Source organism: Streptomyces sp. NPDC004609 (assembly GCF_042873655.1).
In the GTDB taxonomy this organism is placed as follows: Bacteria; Actinomycetota; Actinomycetes; order Streptomycetales; family Streptomycetaceae; genus Streptomyces.
The window spans coordinates 262,415-284,920 of record NZ_JBIALS010000002.1; the positions used below are offsets into that span (position 1 = coordinate 262,415).

The 22,506-nt window shown below is 72.5% G+C and carries 18 protein-coding genes; 15 read left to right on the plus strand and 3 right to left on the minus strand.

Going from position 1 to position 22,506, the window contains the following annotated elements:
• Positions 1-14: 14 nt before the first annotated feature.
• The 4 genes from ACFYT4_RS02995 to ACFYT4_RS03010 all read left to right on the plus strand — a co-directional run bounded on the left by ACFYT4_RS02995 (position 15) and on the right by ACFYT4_RS03010 (position 3,460).
• Positions 15-1,034 carry a zinc-binding dehydrogenase gene (locus ACFYT4_RS02995; protein WP_389264638.1) on the plus strand — a complete coding sequence of 340 codons (1,020 nt, stop codon included), beginning with the start codon at positions 15-17 and terminating at the stop codon, positions 1,032-1,034.
• A 2-nt stretch (positions 1,035-1,036) separates the two neighbouring features.
• On the plus strand, positions 1,037-2,566 hold the full coding sequence (locus ACFYT4_RS03000) for an FGGY-family carbohydrate kinase (RefSeq protein ID WP_389264640.1): 1,530 nt from the start codon (positions 1,037-1,039) through the stop codon (positions 2,564-2,566).
• Complete coding sequence (locus ACFYT4_RS03005; protein ID WP_389264642.1) at positions 2,551-2,940, plus strand: VOC family protein; 390 nt, start codon at positions 2,551-2,553, stop codon at positions 2,938-2,940. The genes ACFYT4_RS03000 and ACFYT4_RS03005 overlap by 16 nt, the downstream gene beginning before the upstream one ends.
• Before the next feature lie 127 nt (positions 2,941-3,067).
• Positions 3,068-3,460, plus strand: a complete 393-nt coding sequence (locus ACFYT4_RS03010; protein ID WP_389264643.1) for a VOC family protein — start codon at positions 3,068-3,070, stop codon at positions 3,458-3,460.
• 132 nt (positions 3,461-3,592) lie between these two features.
• On the opposite strand, the gene ACFYT4_RS03015 is transcribed toward ACFYT4_RS03010, so the two are convergent.
• A complete protein-coding gene (locus tag ACFYT4_RS03015) occupies positions 3,593-4,642 on the minus strand; it encodes an aldo/keto reductase (RefSeq protein WP_389264644.1) in 1,050 nt (349 codons plus the stop codon).
• Between the two features lie 173 nt (positions 4,643-4,815).
• On the opposite strand from ACFYT4_RS03015, the gene ACFYT4_RS03020 reads away from it, so the two are divergent.
• The 11 genes from ACFYT4_RS03020 (at position 4,816) to ACFYT4_RS03070 (ending at position 18,399) form a co-directional block, all read left to right on the plus strand.
• Positions 4,816-6,006, plus strand: coding sequence for an aromatic ring-hydroxylating dioxygenase subunit alpha (locus tag ACFYT4_RS03020; RefSeq protein WP_389264646.1), 1,191 nt, complete (start codon positions 4,816-4,818; stop codon positions 6,004-6,006).
• 26 nt (positions 6,007-6,032) lie between these two features.
• On the plus strand, positions 6,033-6,497 hold the full coding sequence (locus ACFYT4_RS03025) for a VOC family protein (protein WP_389264648.1): 465 nt from the start codon (positions 6,033-6,035) through the stop codon (positions 6,495-6,497).
• The gene (locus ACFYT4_RS03030; RefSeq protein ID WP_389264650.1) at positions 6,494-6,916 is read left to right on the plus strand and encodes a nuclear transport factor 2 family protein; all 423 of its coding nucleotides are present in this window, start codon (positions 6,494-6,496) and stop codon (positions 6,914-6,916) included. Before ACFYT4_RS03025 ends, ACFYT4_RS03030 begins: the two co-directional genes overlap by 4 nt.
• A 74-nt stretch (positions 6,917-6,990) precedes the next feature.
• Complete coding sequence (locus tag ACFYT4_RS03035) at positions 6,991-7,770, plus strand: class I fructose-bisphosphate aldolase (RefSeq protein ID WP_389264652.1); 780 nt, start codon at positions 6,991-6,993, stop codon at positions 7,768-7,770.
• Positions 7,771-8,628: 858 nt separating this feature from the next.
• Positions 8,629-10,497, plus strand: a complete 1,869-nt coding sequence (locus ACFYT4_RS03040) for a 2-oxoacid:acceptor oxidoreductase subunit alpha (protein WP_389264654.1) — start codon at positions 8,629-8,631, stop codon at positions 10,495-10,497.
• Positions 10,490-11,623 carry a 2-oxoacid:ferredoxin oxidoreductase subunit beta gene (locus ACFYT4_RS03045; protein ID WP_389264656.1) on the plus strand — a complete coding sequence of 378 codons (1,134 nt, stop codon included), beginning with the start codon at positions 10,490-10,492 and terminating at the stop codon, positions 11,621-11,623. Before ACFYT4_RS03040 ends, ACFYT4_RS03045 begins: the two co-directional genes overlap by 8 nt.
• Positions 11,624-11,672: 49 nt before the next feature.
• Positions 11,673-11,987 (plus strand): ferredoxin, encoded by a 315-nt coding sequence (gene fdxA / locus ACFYT4_RS03050; protein WP_389264658.1) that lies wholly within the window; start codon positions 11,673-11,675, stop codon positions 11,985-11,987.
• Positions 11,988-12,070: 83 nt separating this feature from the next.
• Entirely contained in the window at positions 12,071-14,164 is a 2,094-nt protein-coding gene (locus tag ACFYT4_RS03055) for a hydantoinase/oxoprolinase family protein (RefSeq protein ID WP_389264660.1), read from the plus strand.
• Positions 14,161-15,759, plus strand: a complete 1,599-nt coding sequence (locus tag ACFYT4_RS03060) for a hydantoinase B/oxoprolinase family protein (protein ID WP_389264662.1) — start codon at positions 14,161-14,163, stop codon at positions 15,757-15,759. Before ACFYT4_RS03055 ends, ACFYT4_RS03060 begins: the two co-directional genes overlap by 4 nt.
• Positions 15,760-16,171: 412 nt before the next feature.
• Complete coding sequence (locus tag ACFYT4_RS03065) at positions 16,172-17,701, plus strand: class I adenylate-forming enzyme family protein (protein ID WP_389264663.1); 1,530 nt, start codon at positions 16,172-16,174, stop codon at positions 17,699-17,701.
• On the plus strand, positions 17,698-18,399 hold the full coding sequence (locus ACFYT4_RS03070) for an RraA family protein (protein ID WP_389264665.1): 702 nt from the start codon (positions 17,698-17,700) through the stop codon (positions 18,397-18,399). Before ACFYT4_RS03065 ends, ACFYT4_RS03070 begins: the two co-directional genes overlap by 4 nt.
• 978 nt (positions 18,400-19,377) lie before the next feature.
• On the opposite strand, the gene ACFYT4_RS03075 is transcribed toward ACFYT4_RS03070, so the two are convergent.
• Both ACFYT4_RS03075 and ACFYT4_RS03080 read right to left on the minus strand, forming a co-directional pair.
• Positions 19,378-19,758, minus strand: coding sequence for an ArsR/SmtB family transcription factor (locus ACFYT4_RS03075; RefSeq protein WP_389264667.1), 381 nt, complete (start codon positions 19,756-19,758; stop codon positions 19,378-19,380).
• 278 nt (positions 19,759-20,036) lie between these two features.
• The gene (locus tag ACFYT4_RS03080) at positions 20,037-22,181 is read right to left on the minus strand and encodes a SulP family inorganic anion transporter (RefSeq protein ID WP_389264669.1); all 2,145 of its coding nucleotides are present in this window, start codon (positions 22,179-22,181) and stop codon (positions 20,037-20,039) included.
• Positions 22,182-22,506 lie beyond the last annotated feature (325 nt).

Genomic DNA, 22,506 nt, shown 5'->3' on the forward strand with positions numbered 1-22,506 from the left:
CGGGAGTCCACCGAATGAAGATCGCCGTCATCACCGCCGCCGAGCAGGTCGGACTGCGCGAGGAACCGGACCCGGTGCCGGGACCCGAGGACGTCCTGGTCCGGATCGGCGCCTGCGGGCTGTGCACCATGGAACGCCGTCTCTACCTGGGGACCAAGCCCGTCTACCCGGTCGCCGCCGGGCACGAGGTGGCCGGGGAGGTCGTCGCCGTGGGCTCGAAGGTGGCCTCGCTGCCCGGTGTGGCGCGGGTGGGCGACACCGTGACCCTCGATCTGCTCACCCGCTGCGGCACCTGTACGTCCTGCCGCCGGGGCCGCAGCGCGCTGTGCAAGCAGCCGCAGGGCGGTGCGCTCTCGGACGGCACGATCTCGATGGGCGCGGGGCTGGCGGAGCTGGTGAAGGTACCCGCCGCGCAGGCGTTCGGCACGGGTTCCGCTCCACTGCGCCATGCGGCGATGGGGGAACCGCTCGCCTGTGTCACCCACTCGGTGCGGCTCGGCGGACTGCGTGCCGGGGACCGGGTGGCCGTCGTGGGCGCGGGCTTCATGGGGCGGCTGCATCTGGCGCTGGCGAAGCTCAGGGGTGCGGCGCGGGTCGGGCTGATCGACATCAGCGAGGAGCGGCTCGCCGAGGCGCGGGCGGCCGGTGCCGACTGGACCGCCACCCCCGACGAGGCCCTCACGACGGGTGGCGAGCAAGATCTGGTGTTCGTCACGGCGGGCGCTCCCGGTGCGCTGGAGACCGCCGTCTCGATGTGCGACGACGGTGGCACGGTGGTGCTGTTCGGGGCGTTCCCCAAGGAGCTGTCCGCCGGGATCAGCCCGGATCTGGTCCACCATCACGAGCTGACCGTGACGGGTGTCTTCAGCCATGAGCCGCAGGACTGGACCGAGGCGGCGGCACTGATCGCGTCCGGCCGGCTCGCCGCGGATCTGGACGCGCTGGTGACGGCGGAGTTCCCGCTCACCGAGGTGGACGAGGCGCTGCGGCTGGCCGCCGGGTCGCCGGTCTACCGCGTCCTCGTGGGCGGCTGACCGTGGCGCCCGCGCCGTCTCCGGTCGTCGTCGGGGTCGACCTGGGGAGCAACTCGGCCCGTGCGCTGGCCCTCGACCCCGACGGCCGGACCCTGGGCAGCGCGACCGCCGGATATCCCGGCTCGTCGTCCTGGCGGCCCGGCCGGGCCGACCCCGAGGGGTGGCTCGCCGGGGCGGTCGCCGCCGTGCGCCGGCTCGCCGCCGAACTGCCGGTCGCCTCGGCCCCGGTCGCGCTCGGGTTCGGCGGGCAGAGCCCGACGACGGTCGCGGTGACGGACGAGGGGACGGCGACCGCGCTGACGTGCCGTCATCCGGCGGGCGCCACGGGCTCCCCGGTGGAGCAGCACCTCGCCCAGCACGCGCTCGCGGGGGCGGACAGCACACCCTGGCAGCTGTACGACTGGGTCATGGCCCGCCTGGGCGCGGACCGGCACCAGTCCCGCTGGGCCGGGGATCCGCTGCTCGACGGCTACGGCCCGGTCGCCCGCACCGGCACGGTGACCGGGACGGCCTCGGGGGCGTACGGCATCCGGGCCGGTACGCCCCTGGTGGCGGGCGCCCAGGACGCGTATCTGGCGTTCTGGGCGGGCGGGCTCGACCGGCCGGGCCGGGCGATGGACCCCGGCGGGCGCACCGGCGGGCTCGCGGTCGCGGTCGCGGCCGGTTCGCCCGCCGCCGACCACTACGCGCTGCCCAGCGCCGTACCGGGCCTCGACATCGTCGGCGGTCCGGTGGCCGCCCACGGGCTGATGCTGGAGTGGCTGAGCACACTGACCGGACGCGCGGTGCCGGAACTGCTGGCCCTGGCCGCGCGGGTGCCGCCCGGGGCGCGGGGGGTGACCGTGACCCCCTATCTGGAGGGCGAGCGGGCGCCGCGCTGGAACCGCGATCTGCGCGGCGAGATCCACGGGCTGTCGTCCGCGGCGGGCCCGGGTGAGATCGCCCGGGCCGCGATGGAGGGCGCCGCCTACGGACTCGCCCACATCGCCGTCGAACTGGCCGCCCGGGGAGCCCCGCTCGACACCCTGGTCTGCGCGGGTTCCCCGGCGCGCAGCCGCCTGTGGTGCGAGGTCAAGGCCGCCGTGCTCGGCGCCCGGGTGGAGGTCCCCGATCCGGTCGACGTGGCCGCCTACGGAGCGGCGCTGGCGGCGGGGGCGGGCGCGGGCTGGTGGCCCGTGCCGGGCGCCGGACGCGGCGGCGACTGGCCGCGCCCCCGGATGACGGTGATCGAGCCGGAGCCCGATCCGGTGTACGAGGAGGGGCTCGGGCTCTTCCTGGCCCTCGGGGACGCGGAGGTCGCCCGGCTGAGCGAACGCGCGCGGGACCGGGGAGCGCCGGCGGCCTCGGCGCGGGGGCGGGAAGCACCGCCGGCCCGGGACCCGCGAGCGCCGGCGGCCACACCACAGGACAGGGAAGCACCGACAGCGCAGGACCCGCGGGCACCGGAGGCTTCGGCACCGGGCCGGGAGGCACCGGTGCCCGCGGCGACCGACCGACACGAGAGCCAGGAGAGCAGATGCCCAACCCCGTGATCTTCATGGACCTGCCGACGCCGGATGTGGAGGCCACCTCGCGCTTCTACGCCGATCTGTTCGGCTGGACCTTCAACCGGCGGCCCGAGGGTGAGTTCCACGAGGTCCTGCCGGGAGTGAAGCCCCATCTCGGCATCCACCGCGAGGAACGGCCGGTCACCGGACCCGTGCCGCGGATCTACGTCATGGTCGACGAACCGCCCGCGTATCTGGAGAAGGCCGTGGCGAACGGCGCCTCCGTGCTGTGGGAGGAGAAGTCCTGGGCCGAGTTCGAGGCCCGGTACGCGGCCTTCCGTGACCCCTGGGGCAACGAGGTCGTGCTCTGGCGGGACAAGGGCACGTACTTCAAGAGCGGCCACGCCCCCGAGGCGTAGCACCGGCCCCCGGAGACCCGCCGCGGGTGTCCGGATCCGCCGCGGCCTTCCGGCCTTCCGTCCCACCAGCCGCCCCGCCCGCCGACGTGTCCGCCGGCGGCCGTCCACCCACCTCTGAGGAACAGTCATGACCAACACCCTTGTCTTCGTCGACATCCCGAGCCCCGACGTCGAGGCGTCGACCGTGTTCTACCGGGAGCTGTTCGGCTGGACCGTCAACCCCCGGCCGCAGGGCGTCTTCCACCAGATCGTGCCCGGTGAGGGCCTGCACCTGGGTCTGTTCAGCGAGACCGAGCAGCACCCCGACCCGGCGCCGCTGCCCGCGCAGCCGCGTTCCGGGCTGCACACCCGGGTCTACATCCTGGTCGACGCCCCTCCCGGCGACTATCTGAACAAGGCCGTGCTGCTGGGCGCGACCGCGCTGTGGGAGCAGAGCTACTGGGAGGAGTTCAACGGCCAGCACGCCTCGTTCCTGGACCCGTGGGGCAACCAGATAGTGATGTGGCGCGCGAACTCGTAGGCGGCCGGAGGCCGTACGGGTTCCCCCGAGCAGCAGCCCCCCGACGGGAGCCGGGGGGCTGCTTCCTTCCGTGTGCCCGCTCGCCCGTGGTCCGGGCGGCGGTGCTCAAACCGGGCGTTTGGGCGGCGGTGCTCAGACCGGGCGGCGGGCATGGGGCCGCCGGCGCAGCGCCGGGTCGGCCAGCGCGGGCGGCGCGTACGGGCAGTCCGCGGGATTCACATCGGTGCCCGGCGCCACCAGGGCGTCCAGCCGGTCCATGACGTCGGGCCCCAGCCGTACGTCCGCCGCCGCGAGCTGAGCGGTGAGCTGCTCCATCGTGCGGGGGCCGATGATCGCGGAGGTGACGGCCGGGTGGGCGAGGACGAAGCCGAGGGCCAGCTCGATCATGGTGTGACCGGACTCGTCCGCGAGCGCGGCGATCTCCTCGACCACGGCGTGCTTGCGCGCGCGGACGGCTTCCTCGGCGTGGTCGAAGTGCTCGGCGTTGCGGACGGCCCGCGAGTCGGCGGGGGCGGCGGTGCCCGCCCGGTACTTGCCGGTGAGCCAGCCGCCGTTGAGCGGGCTGTAGACCATCACCCCGAGCCCGTGCCGCTCGCAGGCCGGCAGGGCCGCGGCCTCCGCGTGCCGGGCGAGTGCCGAGTAGGCGAGCTGCTCGGTGGTGAAGCGCTCCCCGCCCCGGCGCTCCGCCGTCCACCGCGCCTCGACGATCGCGTCCGCCGGGAGGGCGGACGAGCCGATCGCCCGCACCTTGCCCTGACGTACCAGATCGGTCAGGGCGTCGAGCGTCTCGTCGAGGTCCGTCGCGGGGTCGGGCCGGTGCAGCTGGTAGAGGTCGATCCGGTCGGTGCCCAGGCGGCGCAGGCTGTCCTCGACCGCGCGCGTGATCCAGCGCCGGGACGCGCCCCGGGTCAGGGGGTCGCCGTGGTCCATCTGCTCGCCGAACTTGGTGGCGAGCACCACGCCGTCCCGCCGTCCCTTGAGGGCGCGGCCGAGTATCTCCTCCGTCTCACCGAAGGCGTACACATCGGCGGTGTCGATGAAGTCGACTCCCGCGTCCAGCGCCGTGTGCACCATGCGCACACACGCGTCGTGATCCGGGTTGCCCCACGCCCCGAACATCATCGTGCCGAGGCAGAGGCGGCTGACCCGTGGGCCCGTTCCACCGAGGTTCGCATAGTCCATCGCCCGAGACTGACACGCCCGCCCCGGTGCACCGATGTGGCCGGGGCGCAGCGTGGACGGCCGATGTTCGTGCCTGAAGCACATACCGGCCGTGCGCGCCGCCGACCTACCTTCGGCACATCGACAAGCAACCGAGTGTTCGAGTGTTGGGGAGGAAAGCCGTGCTGGACCGGATGACCGCTTCGGAACTCGCCCTGCACCAGCGGGGGGACGCAGCTCTGCGTGCCACCGGGCCGGAGCGCGAGGGGGACGGGCTCGTCGAGTCGCCTCTCCCGAGCGACATGCTCCAGCCCTGGGAGGTCTGGAGCCAGGAGCTGTTCGACCTGGAGATGATCAGGGTCTTCGGCCGTTCCTGGGTGTGGCTCGGGGACACCGAGGATCTGCGCAGACCCGGTGACTTCATCACGGGGAGGATAGGCAGCCAGTCGGTGCTGGTGGTCAAGCAGCGCGACGGTTCGGTCAAGGGCTTCCTCAACAACTGCCGGCACCGCGCCTCCGGCGTGGCCTTCGACCCCGCGGGCAACTGCGGCAAGGCGTTCGCCTGCCCGTACCACGCCTGGACGTACGGTCTCGACGGCACGCTGCTGTCCATCCCCGACAAGGACCGGATGTACGGCCCGGACTTCCCGATGAAGGAGTACGGGCTGGTCCCCATCCGTATCCACATCGCCTTCGACAAGCTGGTGTTCGGCTGTCTCTCGCGCAAGGCGCCGACGTTCGAGGAGTGGATCGCGCCGCTGCTGCCGAGGTACGAGGCGTACCGGATCGGCGACTACCACCGCTACCACCGCGAGCTGGACGAGATCTATCCGATGAACTGGAAGGTCTTCGTCGAGAACTCCAACGACGACTACCACGTCCGTTTCGTGCACCGCCGGCTGAACAAGGTGCGCAAGCAGATGGACACCGTCGTGCGCTTCCAGGGGCGTACCACGAGCGGCTACAAGCCGCACAGCGACAGCTTCGACCTCTCCCTCGGCCGTACGGACCTGAACGAGGAGGATCTGCGCGGCAGCTACGCCGAGTTCATCTACCCGAATCTCACGCCCCTGCCGTACGGCGCCCAGCTGATCATGGTGCGGGTGGATCCGCTCGCCCCGGACTCCAGTCGGCTGGTCTCCCGGATCTACGGGCTGTCCGACGACATCGAGCTCCAGGAGCGGGAGCTGGTCAATCTGGAGCTGACCAACAAGGAGGACACCGACATGGTGACCGTCCTGATGGAGAACCTGCGCTCGCCGTTCTACCGCGTCGGCCCGCCGAGCGCCTGGGAGGGCCGGGCCCGGCACATGATGAGGCAGATCCGCGAGGACGTGGCGACTCCGCTGGCGCCGGACGAGTTCGACGGCCCGGTCGAGCGCTGACCGAGAACCGAAGGAGAGGAGTACTCGTGCTCGACAAGAAGCTCACCGAGGCACGCTGGACCCATATCGCCCTGCCGACGAGCGATCTGGAGGCGGCGATCGAGTTCTACACCTCGTTCACCCCGCTGGTGGTGGTCGCCCGGCACAGTGACGCCGACGGCGCCAACGTCTGGCTGTCCAACCAGGGGCAGGTGGAGACACCGTTCGTCCTGGTCCTGGTCGGGTTCAACAAGGACAAGGGCAAGAAGCAGCCGCAGCTCAGCCCGTTCGCGCATCTCGGCATGGAGGTGCCCGAGCGGGAGGACGTCGACGCCACGGCGGCCCGCGCGCGGGAGGCCGGCTGTCTGCACTGGGAGCCGATGGAGCTGCCCCCGCCGGTCGGCTACATCTGCGCCCTGACCGACCCGGACGGCAATGTCGTCGAGATCTCCCACAACCAGAAGGTCTTCGAGGAGGTCCGCACCCTCTGGGGAGCCGGTGCGGAGCAGTGACGCACGGCAGGGAGACCGCGCACGCCACCCGTGCGGCCGTCGAGAGCTATCTCGCGGCGCTCAACAGCGGTGACCCCGACCGGATCGCCGCCCGGGTGACCGAGGACTTCCACAACGAGCACACCTCGGCACTGGGACGGAGCGTCCACGGCAGATCCGCCTACCGGGAGCGCCTGACGGCCTTCCTCGCCGAGTTCCAGGAGCTCCGGTACACGGCCGAGGACCTCCTGGTGGACGGTGGCCGGGCGGCGCTCGCCTACCGGATGACCTTCCGCTGGGCGGGGGCCGCGCACCGTCCGGAGATCCACATCCGGGGCGTGTTCCGGTTCCGGGTCAGGGACGGGGCGGTGGCGCACCGGACCGACTACTGGGACAGCGCGGAGTTCCACCGGCAGACCGGCGGGACGGCACAGCAGTGAACGGCCGTCCGGCGAACGGCCGACCGGCCGACAGCAGACCAGCAGCAGCGCAGCCAGCGATGAAAGGAACCACTGTGCAGACCCATTCGGCCCTCGGGGCGGGCAAGCTCCGGCGGATGCGCCGTATGTTCGGCGAGGACGGACGTGCCGTCTTCGCCGCCATCGACCACGCCGCGTACATGGGTGAGGGCCCGCCGCTCGGCGAGCCGATGGCGCGGATCGCGGCGGGCAGGCCTGACGCCGTGCTCGCCACCTGGCATCTGGCCCGCGCCTACGCCGACGTCTTCGCCGGCTCCGGCCTGGTCCTGCGGGTGGACGGCGGCTCGTCCGAGATCGGCGACTTCGCTCAGAGCGATGTCAACGAGATCATGCATCTGCCGGAGCAGGCGCTGAGGATCGGCGCGGACTGTCTGGTCGTGCTCGCCTTCCCTGGCGCGCCCGACGAGGATCTGTCGCTGAAGCGGCTGGCGCGGCTGGCCTCGGAGTGCGAGCTGCTCGGGCTCCCGGTGATGGGCGAGATGATCCCGGGCGGCTGGGGCAAGGCCGTGCCGTGGACCGCGCAGAACGTGGCGCGGGCCGCACGGATCGGCGCGGAGCTCGGCGCGGACATCATCAAGACCGTCTGCCCCGGGCCGCCCGCGGAGTTCGCGGAGGTCGTGGCAGCCTGTCCGGTACCCGTGGTGGCGCTGGGCGGCCCCAAGACCGACAGCGAGGACGATGTGGTCGCGCTCGCCAAGGGTGTGGTGGACGCGGGTGGCGCGGGTGTCGCGTTCGGCCGCAATGTGTGGGGTTCGCCGGAGCCGGACAAGCTCGTCGCCCGGCTCCGCGAGGCGGTCCACGGCACCGGCGCCTGAGCCGGGCCGCGTTCGCACCGCGCGCCTGCGCGCGACCTCCGGGGCTCCGGCCCCGGGAAGCGCCCCGGGCGACCGGCCGAAGATACGGGGGCGCGGGCCCGGCCCGATCGGGCTCCGCACTCCCCGTACCCGGCTCCCGGCGGACCCGCTTCCCGGCGGCGTACCGGTCGGCGGTGGTGACCGGGTGGCCTCCGGCCGACGGCCGGGGCCCGGTCCGCGCCCGCCGTCCGCACGGGTCCGTCCACCGGGCGGGCTCCGCACGGTCACCGGCCGGTCGCCGAACGGGCCGCCCGACGCCCTGCGAAGCACGGCCCCCGCCGGCCCTCGGCCGATCCGGTACGGGACCGGGGCGCGGGCGCCTCGGGAGGACGGACCGCGGTCCACGCCACCGACAGGGCCCGGCCCACGGCGGGCCGGCCACCGGAGCAGCGTCCGCAGTCCCCCGGACGAACCGGGCGGGTCACGGACGGCGATCACCCACCGGATCGGACCCCCCGCTGGACGGCCCGGCTCCCGACCGGGATCGGGCACCGGCACCGGCACCGGCACGGGTCGACGGCCCGCCGGCACCGCGGGTTCACGATCCACCACCGGTGCCACGGTCCACCGCCGGGACCGCAGTACCCATAGCCCTCGACCGGACCGCAGCGAGGTCACCGCCCCCGGGGCCGGCGCCCGGAGCGGGCCGCTGTCCACCGCCACCGGTCGGAGCACGGTCCGGAGCCGCGGCCGGAACGCCGTCCGCGCTCACCCGCCCACCACCGACCGGAGTCCGGCGCATCCCTGCGAACGGCATCCCGCCCGCCATCCACCCGGACCACAGCCCGCGAGCCGCCCCTGCGACCAGGAGTCGTGATCATGTCCAAGCAGGTCCTTGCCGTTCCCTCGGTGGTCATCCGGTTCGCCGGTGACTCCGGCGACGGCATCCAGCTCACCGGTGACCGGTTCACCGCCGAGACCGCGGCCTACGGCAACGACCTGGCCACCCTCCCCGACTTCCCCGCCGAGATCCGCGCCCCCGCGGGCACCCTGCCGGGCGTGTCCGCCTTCCAGCTCCACTTCGCGGAGCACGGGATCTCCACGCCCGGTGACAGCGCCGATGTGCTCGTCGCGATGAACCCGGCCGCGCTCAGGGCCAACCTCGGGCATCTGCGGGCAGCGGCCCAGATCATCGTGGACTGCGACCAGTTCACTCCGCGGAATCTCGCGAAGGCCGGATACACGGCCGATCCGCTCCAGGACGGCTCGCTGGATTCGTACACCCTGCGGCCGGTTCCGCTGACGACCCTGACGGTGGGCGCCCTGAAGGACTCCGGGCTGTCGCGCAAGGACGCCGAGCGGGCCAAGAACATGTTCGCGCTCGGGCTGCTGAGCTGGATGTACCAGCGGCCGACCGCGAACACGGTGGCGCATCTGACGGCGAAGTTCGCCGGGAAGCCCGACATCATGCGGGCCAATGTCACCGCCTTCCGCGCGGGCTGGAACTTCGGTGAGACGACCGAGGCGTTCGCCGTCTCGTACGAGATCGCCCCCGCCCCCGCGCCCGCCGGGCTGTACCGGAACATCACCGGGAACCTCGCCCTGTCGTACGGCCTGGTGGCGGGCGCGCGGCGGGCCGGGCTGCCGCTGTTCCTCGGGTCGTATCCGATCACTCCGGCCTCCGACATCCTGCACGAGCTGAGCCGGCACAAGAACTTCGGTGTGACGACGTTCCAGGCGGAGGACGAGATCGCCGCGGTCGGCGCGGCCCTGGGCGCGTCCTTCGGCGGCGCGCTCGGGGTGACCACGACCTCGGGCCCCGGGATGGCGCTCAAGGCGGAGGCCGTCGGTCTCGCCGTCACCCTCGAACTGCCGCTGGTCGTCGTCGACATCCAGCGCGGCGGGCCGTCGACCGGGCTGCCCACGAAGACCGAGCAGGCGGATCTGCTCCAGGTGCTGTACGGGCGCAACGGCGAGTCGCCGGTGCCCGTCGTCGCGGCGAGTTCGCCCGCCGACTGCTTCGACACCTGCCTGGAGGCGGTACGGATCGCACTGAAGTACCGCACCCCGGTGGTACTGCTGTCCGACGGATACCTCGCCAACGGTTCGGAGCCCTGGCGGATACCCCGCGCGCACTCGCTGCCCGACCTGGCCGCCGAGTTCTCCTTCGCGACCGGCCCCAACGGGACGGCCGCGGACGGCTCCCCGCGCTTTCTGCCCTATCTGCGGGATCCCGTCACCCTGGCGCGGCCCTGGGCGGTGCCCGGGACCCCGGGTCTCGAACACCGTATCGGCGGGCTGGAGAAGGCGGACGGCACGGGGGACATCTCGTACGACGCGGCCAACCACGAGTTCATGGTCCGTACCCGGCAGGCCAAGGTCGACGGCATCGCCGCGGAGCTGCCCCCGACGGCCGTCGACGATCCGGGCGGTGACGCCCGGGTGCTGGTGCTGGGCTGGGGCTCCACGGCGGGGCCGATCGCCGCCGCGTGTGCGCAGGTGCGGGCCGCCGGGGGTTCGGTGGCGCGGGCCCATCTGCGGCATCTCAACCCGTTCCCGGCCGACCTCGGCGTCCTCCTGACCGCGTACGACCGGGTGGTCGTCCCGGAGATGAACCTGGGTCAGCTCGCCCTGCTGCTGCGGGGCCGCTATCTGGTCGACGTCGTCTCCGTCACGCAGGTGCGGGGAGCGCCGTTCAAGGCCGCCGATCTGCGGACCGCCATCGAGAAGGTGATCTCCGATGTCTGACGCCCCGACGGGCGTGCCCGTGACGAGCGCGCCCCTGGCGCCGACCGCGAAGGACTTCCGCTCGGGGGAGGAGGTGCGCTGGTGCCCCGGCTGCGGTGACTACGCGATCCTCGCCGCCGTGCAGGGCTTCATGCCCGAGCTGGGTCTGGCGAAGGAGAACATCGTCTTCGTCTCCGGCATCGGCTGCTCGTCCCGCTTCCCGTACTACATGAACACCTACGGGATGCACTCCATCCACGGCCGCGCCCCCGCCATCGCGACCGGGCTGTCGGTCTCCCGGCACGATCTGTCGGTGTGGGTGGTCACGGGCGACGGCGACGCGCTCTCCATCGGGGGCAACCATCTGATCCACGCCCTGCGGCGGAACGTCAATCTGAAGATCCTGCTCTTCAACAACCGGATCTACGGCCTGACCAAGGGCCAGTACAGCCCGACCTCCGAGCCCGGAAAGATCACCAAGTCGACGCCGATGGGCTCGCTCGACACCCCGTTCAACCCCGTGAGCCTCGCCATCGGCGCCGGGGCCGGCTTCGTCGCCCGTACGGTCGACTCGGACCGCAAACACCTCACCTCGGTACTGCGCGAGGCGGCCGCGTACGAGGGCACGGCGCTGGTGGAGATCTACCAGAACTGCAACATCTTCAACGACGGCGCGTTCGAGGTCCTCAAGAATCCCGCCACCCGGGACGGACATCTGCTCCGTCTCGAACACGGCCGGCCGCTGCGGTACGGAGCCGACGGCGAGCGCACGGTCGTACGCGGTCCTTCCGGGTCCCTGCGCCCCGCCCTCACGGCGGACGCGGACGCCGGTGCGAGGGCGGACGGCGGCGCGGCACCCGCAGGTACGGCCCACGGCGACCCGGCAGCCGGCGGTACGGCACACGGCGGCGAGGCAGTCGGCGGCGAGGCCGTGCACGACGCCGGCGCACCCGATCCCGCCGTCGCCTTCGCGCTCTCGCGGCTGCCCGAGAACGGCGGCCCCACCCCGATCGGTGTGTTCCGCTCGGTGGCACGGCCCTCGTACGACCGGCTGGTCACCGACCAGCTGCGGGAGGCGGCCCGCACCGGGGGGCCCGGCGATCTGGACGCACTGCTCACCGGGCGCGACACCTGGAGCGCCGGATGAGCCCCTCTCCCCTCAGCCCCCTCTGTCCGTTTCCCTCCGGGAGGTGTCCATGACCTATGTGATCGGTACGAACTGCGTCGACGTCAAAGACCGCACCTGTATCGCCGAATGCCCCGTCGACTGCATCTACGAGGGCGAACGGATGCTGTACATCCACCCGGACGACTGTGTCGACTGCGGCGCCTGCGAGCCGGTGTGCCCGGTGGAGGCCATCTACCCCGCCGACAGTCTGCCCGCGGAGTGGCTGTGGCATCTGACCGCCGCCACCGAGGTGCTGGCGGGACACCAGGAGGAACCCGGCGCGGGCCCGGTGACCGACCACCGGGACGTCGCCCGGCTGCCCGTCACCTCCGACACCCCATGACCCCGGCACCCCGGAACCCGCCGGCGCGCCCCCGTACCCGGTCGAGACCACCCTTCCCACCGAGATCAGAGAAGAGGCCAGACGTGACTGATTGGCGCCTTGCCGTGGACATCGGCGGCACCTTCACCGATGTCGTCCTCCTGGACGCCGACACGGGCCGTGTCGTCGTCGAGAAGACGCTCACCACTCCGTCCGCGCCGCTCGGCGGCGTACGCACCGGTGTGCTGTCCGCACTGGACAAGGCCGGGATCGCCCCCGGCGACATCACCCGGCCCATCGTCCATGCCACCACCCTCATCACCAACGCCCTCATCGAGGGCAAGACCGGGCGTGCCGCGCTGGTGACCACCGACGGCTTCGGCGACACCCTGGAGATCCGCAGCGAGCACCGCTACGACATGTACGACCTCCAGATCGAGTTCCCGGCGCCGCCGATTCCCCGGGATCTGGTCTTCGAGATCAACGAGCGCACCTCGGCGACCGGGGAGATACTCGTCCGGCCCAGCGAGGCCGGACTCGACGCGCTCGCCGACGAGTTGCGGCAGCACGACGTCGAGGCGGTCGCCGTCTGCCTGCTCAACTCCTACGCCGACGCCGAGAACGAGCGCACGGTCACCGAGGGGCTCGCCAAGCGGCTCGGTGTGCCGGTCTGCGCCTCGCACGAGGTGACCCCGCAGATCCGTGAGTACCCGCGCATGATCACCACGGTCTGCAACGCCGCGACCATGCCGGTCATCGGCCCGTATCTCAAGGAGCTCCAGGACTGGCTGACGGCGACGGGGTTCGGCGCCTCGGTGCTGATGATGCTCTCCAACGGCGGCGTGGTCTCCGCCGACGACGCCCGCAGGGTGCCGATCCGGCTGGTCGAGTCCGGCCCGGCGGCCGGTGCGCTGGCCGGTGTCTGGTATGCGCGGCGGCTGGGTGAGGAGCGGCTGTTCTGCTTCGACATGGGCGGCACGACCGCGAAGTCCTGTCTCATCGAGGACTACCGGCCCGAGCTGACGAACGAGTTCGAGGTCGCCCGCGTCTACCGCTTCAAGAAGGGCTCGGGCTACCCCTGTTCGATCCCGTCGGTCGACCTGGTGGAGATCGGCGCGGGCGGCGGCTCACTGGCCCGGGTCGACGACCTCGGTCTGCTGAAGGCCGGTCCCGACTCGGCGGGCGCCGACCCCGGTCCGGTCAGCTACGCGCGCGGCGGTACGGTCCCGGCGACCACGGACGCCGATCTGGTGATGGGCCTGCTCGACCCGGCGTACTTCCTCGGCGGCGAGATGCCGCTCGACCTCGACCGGGCCCGGGCCGCGTTCGCGCCGCTGGGTGAGCTTCTGGACGCCTCGGCCGACGACACCGCCGTCGGGGTGTACGAGGTGATCAACCAGAACATGGCCGCGTCGGCCCGGATGCACGCCGTGGAGCGCGGTATCGATCTGCGCGGTGTGTCGCTGATCGCGTTCGGCGGTGCGGGCCCGGTGCACGCCTGCGGGGTGGCGTCGCTGCTGGAGGCCCCCCGGGTGATCTTCCCGGTGAACGCGAGTGTGCTGTCCGCGTTCGGCACCCTGGTCAGCCCGGTACGGATCGACCTGGCCCGGTCCATGGTGCGGTCCCTGGACGGGCGGGTGGCGTCCGACCGCGATGTGCTGCTGGAGGACATGCGCCAGGAGGGCCGCCGGATTCTGGCCGCCGCGGGAGCCGCCGCGGGCGATGTGAGGTTCCGTTACGGCCTGGACGCCCGCTACGAGGGCCAGGGCAACGAGATCACCCTCTGGGTCGGCGAGGGCGCTTCCTGGCCGGCGACGCTGGAGGAGACGCTGGAGCTGTTCCACGGCGAGTACGAGAAGATCTACGGCCTGCGGATTCCCGATGTCGGGGTCGAGGTCGTGACCTGGCGGGTCGCCGCCTGGTCGGACGCGCCCGGCTTTGAAGTGCCGGCCGTGGCCGAGGGCGGCGGCACCCCCGTGCCCGACCGCCACCGTGACGCCCGCTTCCGCAGGGGCCAGGACCCCGTGCCCGTACCCGTGTACCGGCGGGCGGCGCTCGGCGCGGGTGACCGTTTCGAGGGGCCCGCCCTGGTCGAGGAGCGCGAGACCACATCCGTCATCCCCGGCGGCTGGAGCTGTGAGGTCGCGGCCGACGGCTCGATCATCGCCACCGCCATCACCGAGGAGGTCTCCCCGTGAGCCCTGAGAGCCGCACCTTCGACGCGATCGAGCTGGAGGTCCTGTGGGGCTCGCTCGTCGCGACCGTCAACGAGCAGGCCAAGGCGCTCCAGCGGTCCGCCTTCTCCCCCATCGTGCGGGAGGCGGGCGACCTCGCGAACGCGCTCTTCGACCGGCGCGGCCGGATGGTCGCCCAGGCCGTCACGGGCACCCCCGGCCATATCAACTCCCTCGCGATCGCCTGCCGCAACATCCTGGACCGCCATCCGGTCGACTCGCTGTCCCCCGGTGATGTGCTCATCACCAACGACCCGTACCAGACGGCGGGTCAGCTGCTGGACGTGACCGTGCTGGTGCCCGTGTGGCGCGGGGGCCGGGCCATCGGGTTCTTCGGCTCCACCATCCACCACACCGACGTCGGCGGGTACGGCATCGGCGCGGGCGCCCGCGATGTGTTCGAGGAGGGCCTGTGGATCCCCATCAGCAAGCTGATGACGGCGGGCGGGCGCAATGAGCCGGTCTGGGACTTCATCCTGGCGAACGTACGCCAGCCCACGCACATGGCGGGCGATCTGCACGCGCAGATGGCGTCGGGCGAGGTCGGCGCCGGGCGGCTCCAGGCTCTGCTGGACTCGTACGACCTGCCCGACATCGAGGACCTGGCGGACGAGGTGATCCGCCGCTCCGAGGACGCCACCCGGCGCGCGATCCGTGAACTGCCCGGCGGTGTCTACCGCGCCTCGTCGGTGCTCGACCTGGCGGACGGCTCGGAGATCACCATCGAGGTCGCGGTGACCGTCGACTCCGACAAGGGCGAGATCCTGGTCGACTACGAGGGGTCGTCGGGCGCGAGCCCGTGGGGCATCAACGTGGTGAAGAACTACACCCACGCGTACACGACGTTCACCCTGCGCAGCCTGCTCAATCCGGAGATCCCGAACAACGCGGGCTCGCTCGCGCCGATCCTGGTCGAGGCCCCGGAGGGCAGCATCGTGAACGCGGTGCCGCCGTCGCCCTGCACCGCACGCCATGTGGTGGGCATGTTCCTGCCGATGCCGCTGCTCCAGGCGATGTCCCAGGCGCTGCCGGACGCGGTGATGGCCGAGGGCTCGGCCGCCGTGTGGACGATGCAGGTCAGCGGGCACGACGCGGAGGGCAAGCCGTTCATCACGGCGATGTTCACCTACGCGGGCGGGGTGGGCGCGCGGGCGACCAAGCCGGGGCTGTCGACCACCTCGTATCCGACCGGGGTCTCCGCCGTGCCGCTGGAGGTCGTGGAGGCGTCCGCGCCGATCCGGTTCCTGCGCAAGGAACTGCGCCGCGGCTCGGGCGGCAAGGGCGCGCAGGAGGGCGGGATGGGGCAGACCATCGAGTTCACCGTCGACTCCCCCTCGCCCTGGGTCCTCAACGCGGTGACCAGCCGTCTCGCGCGGGGCCCGCAGGGCGTCTTCGGCGGCGGAGCCGGGGCGACCGGCCGCTTCCTGGTCAACGGGGAGCCGGTCCGCACCCAGGCCCGCATCACCCTCCAGCCGGGTGATGTCGTACGGCTGGAACTCCCCGGCGGCGGTGGCTACGGCGAGCCGGAGCCCTCCGCGGCTCCGGCCGCCGTGGTCTGACGTTCCGTCGCAGAGAAGCTCCCGGCGTGCGTGCGCGGCGGGTCCCACCCGCCCCGGGGCGGCTGGGCGGGGCAGCCCGCGCGCTGTGGTGCGGGACGTCCAGCGCAGGGTCCGCTGCCCCGGGGGCTGTGGCCCCCTGTACGGATGTGCGGCGGCCTGCCGGCCGGGGAAGGGCCTGGACCGTTACGACCCGTGTACCTCACGGCAGGGGGCGTTCCGTGACGGGATGTCGCGCCGTTGCGGCCGCGCGCTGGTCCGGCCGACCGGGGCGGCTGGGCGGGGCAGCCCGCGCGCTGCGGTGCGGGACGTTCCGTCACAGGGGGTTTGCTGCCCCCGAGCCCCCTCTCCCGCCCGCGGCGGGCCGTACTTCCCCCGGCCCGCCGCGGCACCCGATCTGATTCGGAGGCAGGACATGGCGATCCCACCACCCACCTTCGCGGCCCGCTGGGCGGACACCGCCGCCGCCGTCCCCGGGGCGGCCTTCCTCGTCTGGGAGGCACCGGACGGCTCGGTGACCCGCTGGACCTACGGCGCGTTCGACGACCTGGTCGCCCGGACGGCGGGCGCGCTGGTGGAGCGCGGGGTCTCCCGCGGGTCCCGGGTCGGCATCGCACTGCCCAACTGCCCGGCGTACGTCGCCCTCTGGCTCGCGCTCGCCCGGCTCGGCGCCGCGATGGTGTGCTCCGACCCGTCCGCTCGCGCCCCCGAACTCGCCGCCCATCTGCGCCGCACCGGGGCACGGCTCGGCTTCTGCGCGCCCGGCCTGGCCGCGGAGTACCGGGCCGCCGCGGCGCAGACCGGCGCCGAGGTGATCGAGGTCGAGGTCACCGACACCGGCCTGGCCTCGCTGAGCGGCCCCCCGGTGTCCGGTGTCCGGGCCCTGCCGGACGATCCCGCCGGGCTGATGTTCACGTCCGGCACCACCGCCGAGCCCAAGTGCGTCGTGGTGACCCAGGCCAACTACGCCTTCGCCGGCGATGTCATGGCGTCCGCCAGCGCACTGCGGCCGGCGGACCGTCAGCTCGTCGCCCTGCCGCTCTTCCACGCGAACGCCCAGTACTACTCGTTCGCGCCCGCGATCGCCGTGGGCGCGGCCGTCGTCCTGATGCCGCGCTTCTCCGCGAGCGGCCTGCTGGCCCAGGCGGCCCGCCACGAGGCGACCCATCTCAGTCTGTTCGCCGCGCCGATCCGGATGGTCCTCGCGCGGGGCGCCGCCGAAGTGCCGGGACTGCGGATCACCCACTGCTGGTACGCGCAGAACATCACCGACGAGCAGTACGAGCGGTTCGCCGGCCTCATCGGCTGCCGCCCGCGCCAGCTGTACGGGATGACGGAGACCGTGCCCGCCGTGCTCACCAATCGCGCGGTCGCCCCGGAACCGTCCTCCATGGGCGTGGTGACCCTCGGCTGCCGGGTCGAGGTCCGTGACCCCGGGACCGGGCGGGCGGCACCGCCCGGCGAGGAGGGCGAGGTGTTCGTCCACGGCGAACCGGGGACCACGCTGTTCGCGGGTTACCTGGACGATCCGGCGACCACGGCCGCCTCGTACCCCTTCGGCGACGGCTGGTTCGCCACCGGCGACCGGGCGACCACGGACGCCCGGGGCAGGTTCTTCTTCGCCGGCCGCCGCGGCGACGTGCTGAAGGTCTCCGGCGAGAACGTCTCACTGATCGAGATCGAGGCGGTACTCGCCCTCCACCCGGCGGTCCTGGAGGCCGCGGTGGTCGGCGAGCCCGACCCCGTACGGGACGAGGTGCCCGTCGCCTATGTGGTGCCCGCGCCCGGGGCCGCCCCGGACGCCCTGGACGATCTGGCCGACTGGTGCGCCGCGCGGCTGGCGAAGTCCAAGCGCCCGGTGCGGTACGAGCGGGTGCCGGAACTGCCGCGCACCTCGGTCGGCAAGATCCGCAAGTTCCAGCTCACCGAGAGGTCCCGCGCATGACGACCACCCCGCCCCCGCACCTCCCCTTCCCCGGGCTCGCCGTACCGGAGCGGCTGCCCGCGACGACCGCGCTCGCCGACGTCCTGCAACTGCGCGGTGGTACGGGCTGGCTGACGCCGCCGCTGCGCCCGTTCCGCCGGGGCGGACCCGTACCCGTCCTGGGTGCGGCCCGTACCGTACGGATGGCGGCCGGTCCCGGGGACCACGGGCTGGGTCCGCTGCGGTCGCTGCTCGGCGAGAGCCTGCCCGGGCAGGTGCTGGTGATCGCCGGTGCGGACTGCGTGCCCGGGGCGGTCTGGGGCGAGATCCTCACGACGGCCGCGCTCGCCCGTGGTGCGGTCGGGGCGCTCGTCGAGGGGCAGGTGCGGGATGTGGCGGCTCTGGAGCGCCTGGCACTGCCGGTGTGGGCCCTGGGCGAGGCCACGGCGGGCCCGGGGACCGGGGTGCACGTCGCCGAGCTGGGCGGCCCGGTGACGATCGGCGGCGTGACGGTGACGGACGGCTCGCCCGTACTCCTGGACGACGGCGGCGCGGTGGCACTGGACATGGACGACGCGGCGGAGCTGCTCGCCGACGCCGAGGAGTACACCCGGGCGGAGAAGCGGGTGGTCGACGCCCTCGACTCCGGACTGCGGCTGCCACTCGCGTACGCGCCGAAGGCCCAGACGGTCACCCGCCTGCTCCGCGGGCGGGGGTGAGCCTCGGGGGCAGGGGGGAGCGTCGGGGGCAGGGGGGAGTGTCGGGGGCGGGGCTGAGCGTTGAGGCGTCGGTACCGGTGGGGTCAGGGCGACTGTCGAACGATGAGAAGCGCTCTCATCACATGACAGTCCACCCATATTCGTTGACCCGGCTGTCGGCGTCCTCCTAATCTCGCCGATTACTGCGGTGCGGCGCAGGGTTCCCAAGCCGCCTCGTCCGGGCCTCCCGGCCGTGTCGAGGAGATCCTTGGGAACCGGCACCACATTGCTGCCGAGATAGAGAGCCGTCGCGGCCCATGGCGCCGGCTCTCCCTTGGACCGCTCGTCGGCCTGGCCACTCCCGTACAGGCCGACGGGCGTTTTTTGTTTTGTGGTTCGGTTCTCCCCCAGACTCCGTCCGGGGGGACCCCCACCGGGGGCCTTCAGTGTGCGTCGACGGTCGACCGTGCTCGACCGCTCGTCCCTCGCGGCCTCCGCGCGTTCTCCCTTTCGACACCCACGGCCCCCTTCGGCTCACTCACCAGCCACAAGGCGTGAGGGGGACGGTGGAGGCGGCCGGAACCAGGGTGGGACAGGCGGGCTCGACAGGTACGGCGCCCTTCGGGGCACTCACCAGGCACACGGCGTGAGGGGGAGGGTGCAGGAAACCCTTCCGTTCACCCACCGGGCCCACCGGGTGAGCGGGAGAGGTGCAGGTAGCCATCAGGTCACCCGCCGAGACCACGGGGTGAAGGGGGCGGTGGAGGAGCAGGACCGCCTCTCACGTGGGCTCGTTCGAGGGCCCGGGCACCTCAGCCTCTCCGGCGGTTCAGGAGCAGGCCTGAACAACCCGGCCTGGCCGGTGCTTCAGGGCCAGGGCCGAAAAATCCAGCCCCTCCGGCGATTGAGGAGCGGGGCGCGGGGCAGAGCCCCGCGAGCAACCGGCAGCCGCGCAAGGCCCGCACACCAGGCCACCCCGCGCGACATCACCCCGCCCCGCTACGCGCCGGGGGTCGAGCGGGACCGGGGGCGGCGGTGAGGGGTGGGCTCCTGGTCGGTGGCGCGCAGGTCCTCCAGCAGGCGGGCCTGGCCCGTGAGAACGCCGGTGAGGATGCCGCGGGCGACCCGCAGGAGTTCGGCGACCTCGGGGCTCGCCAGTGCGTAGTGCACCGCTGAGCCCTCCCGGCGGGTCACCACCAGATTCGCGCGGCGCAGTACCGCGAGCTGCTGGGAGAGATTGGCGGGCTCGACCCGCACCTCGGCCAGCATTTCGGACACGGCGTGTTCACGTTCGCTCAGCAGTTCCAGCACCCGGATACGCACCGGATGCCCCAGCGTCTTGAAGAACTCGGCCTTCAATTGATACAGCGGCGCGGTCACCGGACCGGCCCCGCGCCCCGACGCCCCGGCGTCCGGCCGGACGTCAGCCGCCCCGCGCACTCCATGCCCCACATCCCCTCAGAAACCACTGTCACGAGGACATCATCGGCCATCGCGCCATTGTGGCGACATCACGGCGGCCGAGCCCGGTACTCGGGAAAGCCTGAGAAAGCCCTGCCGGCGGCTGTGTCCGCGACTGTTTGCGGACACAGCCAATCCGTCATGTAGTGAATTGCAGAAGTCTGCAATTCATGGGCAAAAGAAAAGGGCGCGGGAGATCAGCCCGGGTTGCCTTGGTCGTAGCGCCTGACGGCCCAGTCGTCCCCGGCGGCCCAGGTTCCCTCCACCGAGGGGTCGTACCCCTGCTGAAGGCCGTACTGCTGCTCGTCGTACCCCGGGGGCCGCCCGTAGCCCTGCGGCTGTCCGGGGCCCTGTACGGGGATGCCCTGGGGCGGGGTGCCGTCGGGGCCGTACGCCTGCGGTTGCGGGTACTGCGGATACTGCTGGAAGTGCTGGTGGCTGTGGGCCGGGTGCGGGAGGTGCACCTGGGACTGCTGGGTGGACTGCTGCTGATACGCGGCGCGGCCGTACACCTGTCCGCCCATGCCGTACTGCTGCTGGTGCTGCTGGGTGTGCTGGTGCTGCCGGGCGTACGGGCTGCCGTGCGGCAGATGACCGTGGGCGTAGCCCTGGGCCGCCAGGTGCGGGACTCCGTAACCCTGCTGCGCCTGGGGCACATAGGGCCGGAAGGTCTCCGGCTGGAGCTGCTCCGGCACGGGCGGCGCGGGGTTCTGGGCGGTGGCCGTCACGGTGGTATCGGAGGCGGACGGCGCGGGTGCGGGCGTGGCCGCCGGGGCGGTGGTGCCGGGGCTCTTCTCGGGCCGGTGGCCGGGGAGCAGGACCTCGACGTCCTCGTCACCGGCCTTCCGCCTGGCGTCCGCCCACTCCTCCAGCTGGGCCTTGCAGGCGAGGTCCAGATGCATCACGGCACGGGCGTCGACCACGACCCGGCGCTTGTCGGCGACGGACTCCAGGGCGTCGATCAGCTTGAGCATCTTCAGGAAGGTGGCGCTGCCCTTGATCACCAGGCGGGCGCTGTCTCCGTCCGTCGTCTTGCGGATGGTCATGTGGGACATGCGCAGGGCCGTGAGGACGATGGCGACGGCGAGGCCGGCGAGCACGCCCTCCAGGAGGTTGGCGAGGACGATGGCGCCCGTGGTGATCAGCATGACGATGCCCTCGCCGCGGTCCGTCTTCCACATCTGCACGAACGCGGGCGGGTTGAAGAGCTTCCACCCGGCGTGGAGCAGGATGCCCGCCAGCACGGTCACCGGGATGAGCCCGAGCAGCCCCGGCAGCAGCAGGCCGAAGCCGAGGAGCCAGGCGCCGTGCAGGATGCGGGAGACCTTGGTCTTCGCGCCCGCCTGGACGTTGACCGCGCTGCGGACGATGACGGCGGTCATGGGCAGGGCGCCCAGGAATCCGCAGATGGTGTTGCCCACGCCCTGGGAGAACAGTTCCTTGTTGTACTCGGTGCGCTCACCGGAGTGCATCCGGTCGACGGCCGCGGCGCTGAACAGGCTCTCGGCGGAGGCGATGATGGTGAAGGTGACGATCATCATCAGCACCGCCGGGTCGAGGAGATGGCCGAGGTCGGCGGGACCGACGAAGTCGATGGCCTCCGTGAGGTCGTCGACCTTCACCCGGTTGATGTCGAACACCGGCAGCGCGGCGACGATCGAGCCGAGCATCACGGCGAGCAGGGGCGCGGGCACCTTGCCCAGCGGCTCGGGGACCTTCTTCCACAGGAAGCACAGCACGACGCTCATGGTGCCGAGGACGAGCGCGGCGACCTTGTGGGGATCGCCGACGACATCCGCGGCCAGATCGGGGAGACCGGCGATGTTCTTGGTGGCCGTGCCGAGCTGCTTGGAGTCCACGAGGGCGTAGGTCTGACTGAGCATCAGCGGGAGACCGATGCCCGCGAGCATGCCCTGCACCACGGAGAGCGAGATGGACTGGAACAGCCGGCCCATCTTCAGCATGCCGAGCCCCATCTGGAGCAGGCCGGAGATCAGGACCACGGGACCGAGCAGCGCCACCGAGTGCTCGGTGGTGAACTCCAGGACGAGGACGGCGAGTCCGGCGGCGGGACCGCTCACCTGGAAGGTGCTTCCGGGGAGGAAGCCGACGACGAGGCCGCCGACGATGCCCGAGATGATGCCGAGGGACACGGAGACGCCGGAGGCGGCCGCGACACCGATGCACAGGGGCAGGGCGACCAGGAAGACGACGACCGACGCGACGACGTCGGTACCGATGGACCCGGAGCGGGAGGACGCTCCAGCGGGTTTCCCGGAGGGGCCGCCGCTGCTCCGTTTGGCGTGACGCCCCGCACCGGGACGTGTTCGTTCAGACGACAAGGTGGTTCCTTCCACCACATCCGGCCGGCCGTGAGCCCGGGGGGAAGTCCGTGCGGCGGACCGGTGCGTGGGTCGGGGGGCGCCGTCCGGGTGGGACGGCCGGGACTCCGGGGCGGAGTCCCGGCCCGGAGCATGCGCCCGTGCCGTGAGTCGTCGGTGAGTGATCCATGAGAGCGTTCTCACCGGCGCAGGCCCCGCCCCGTACCGTCGCCGGAGGCCCGCCGTGCGGCGCGGGAGCGTTCCCGCACGCCACCGGTGGGTGAGCCCGGAGCCGTGGCCGGGTCGCCGTGACCGCTCCACGGCGATCGGCTCGGCAGCGGGCCCC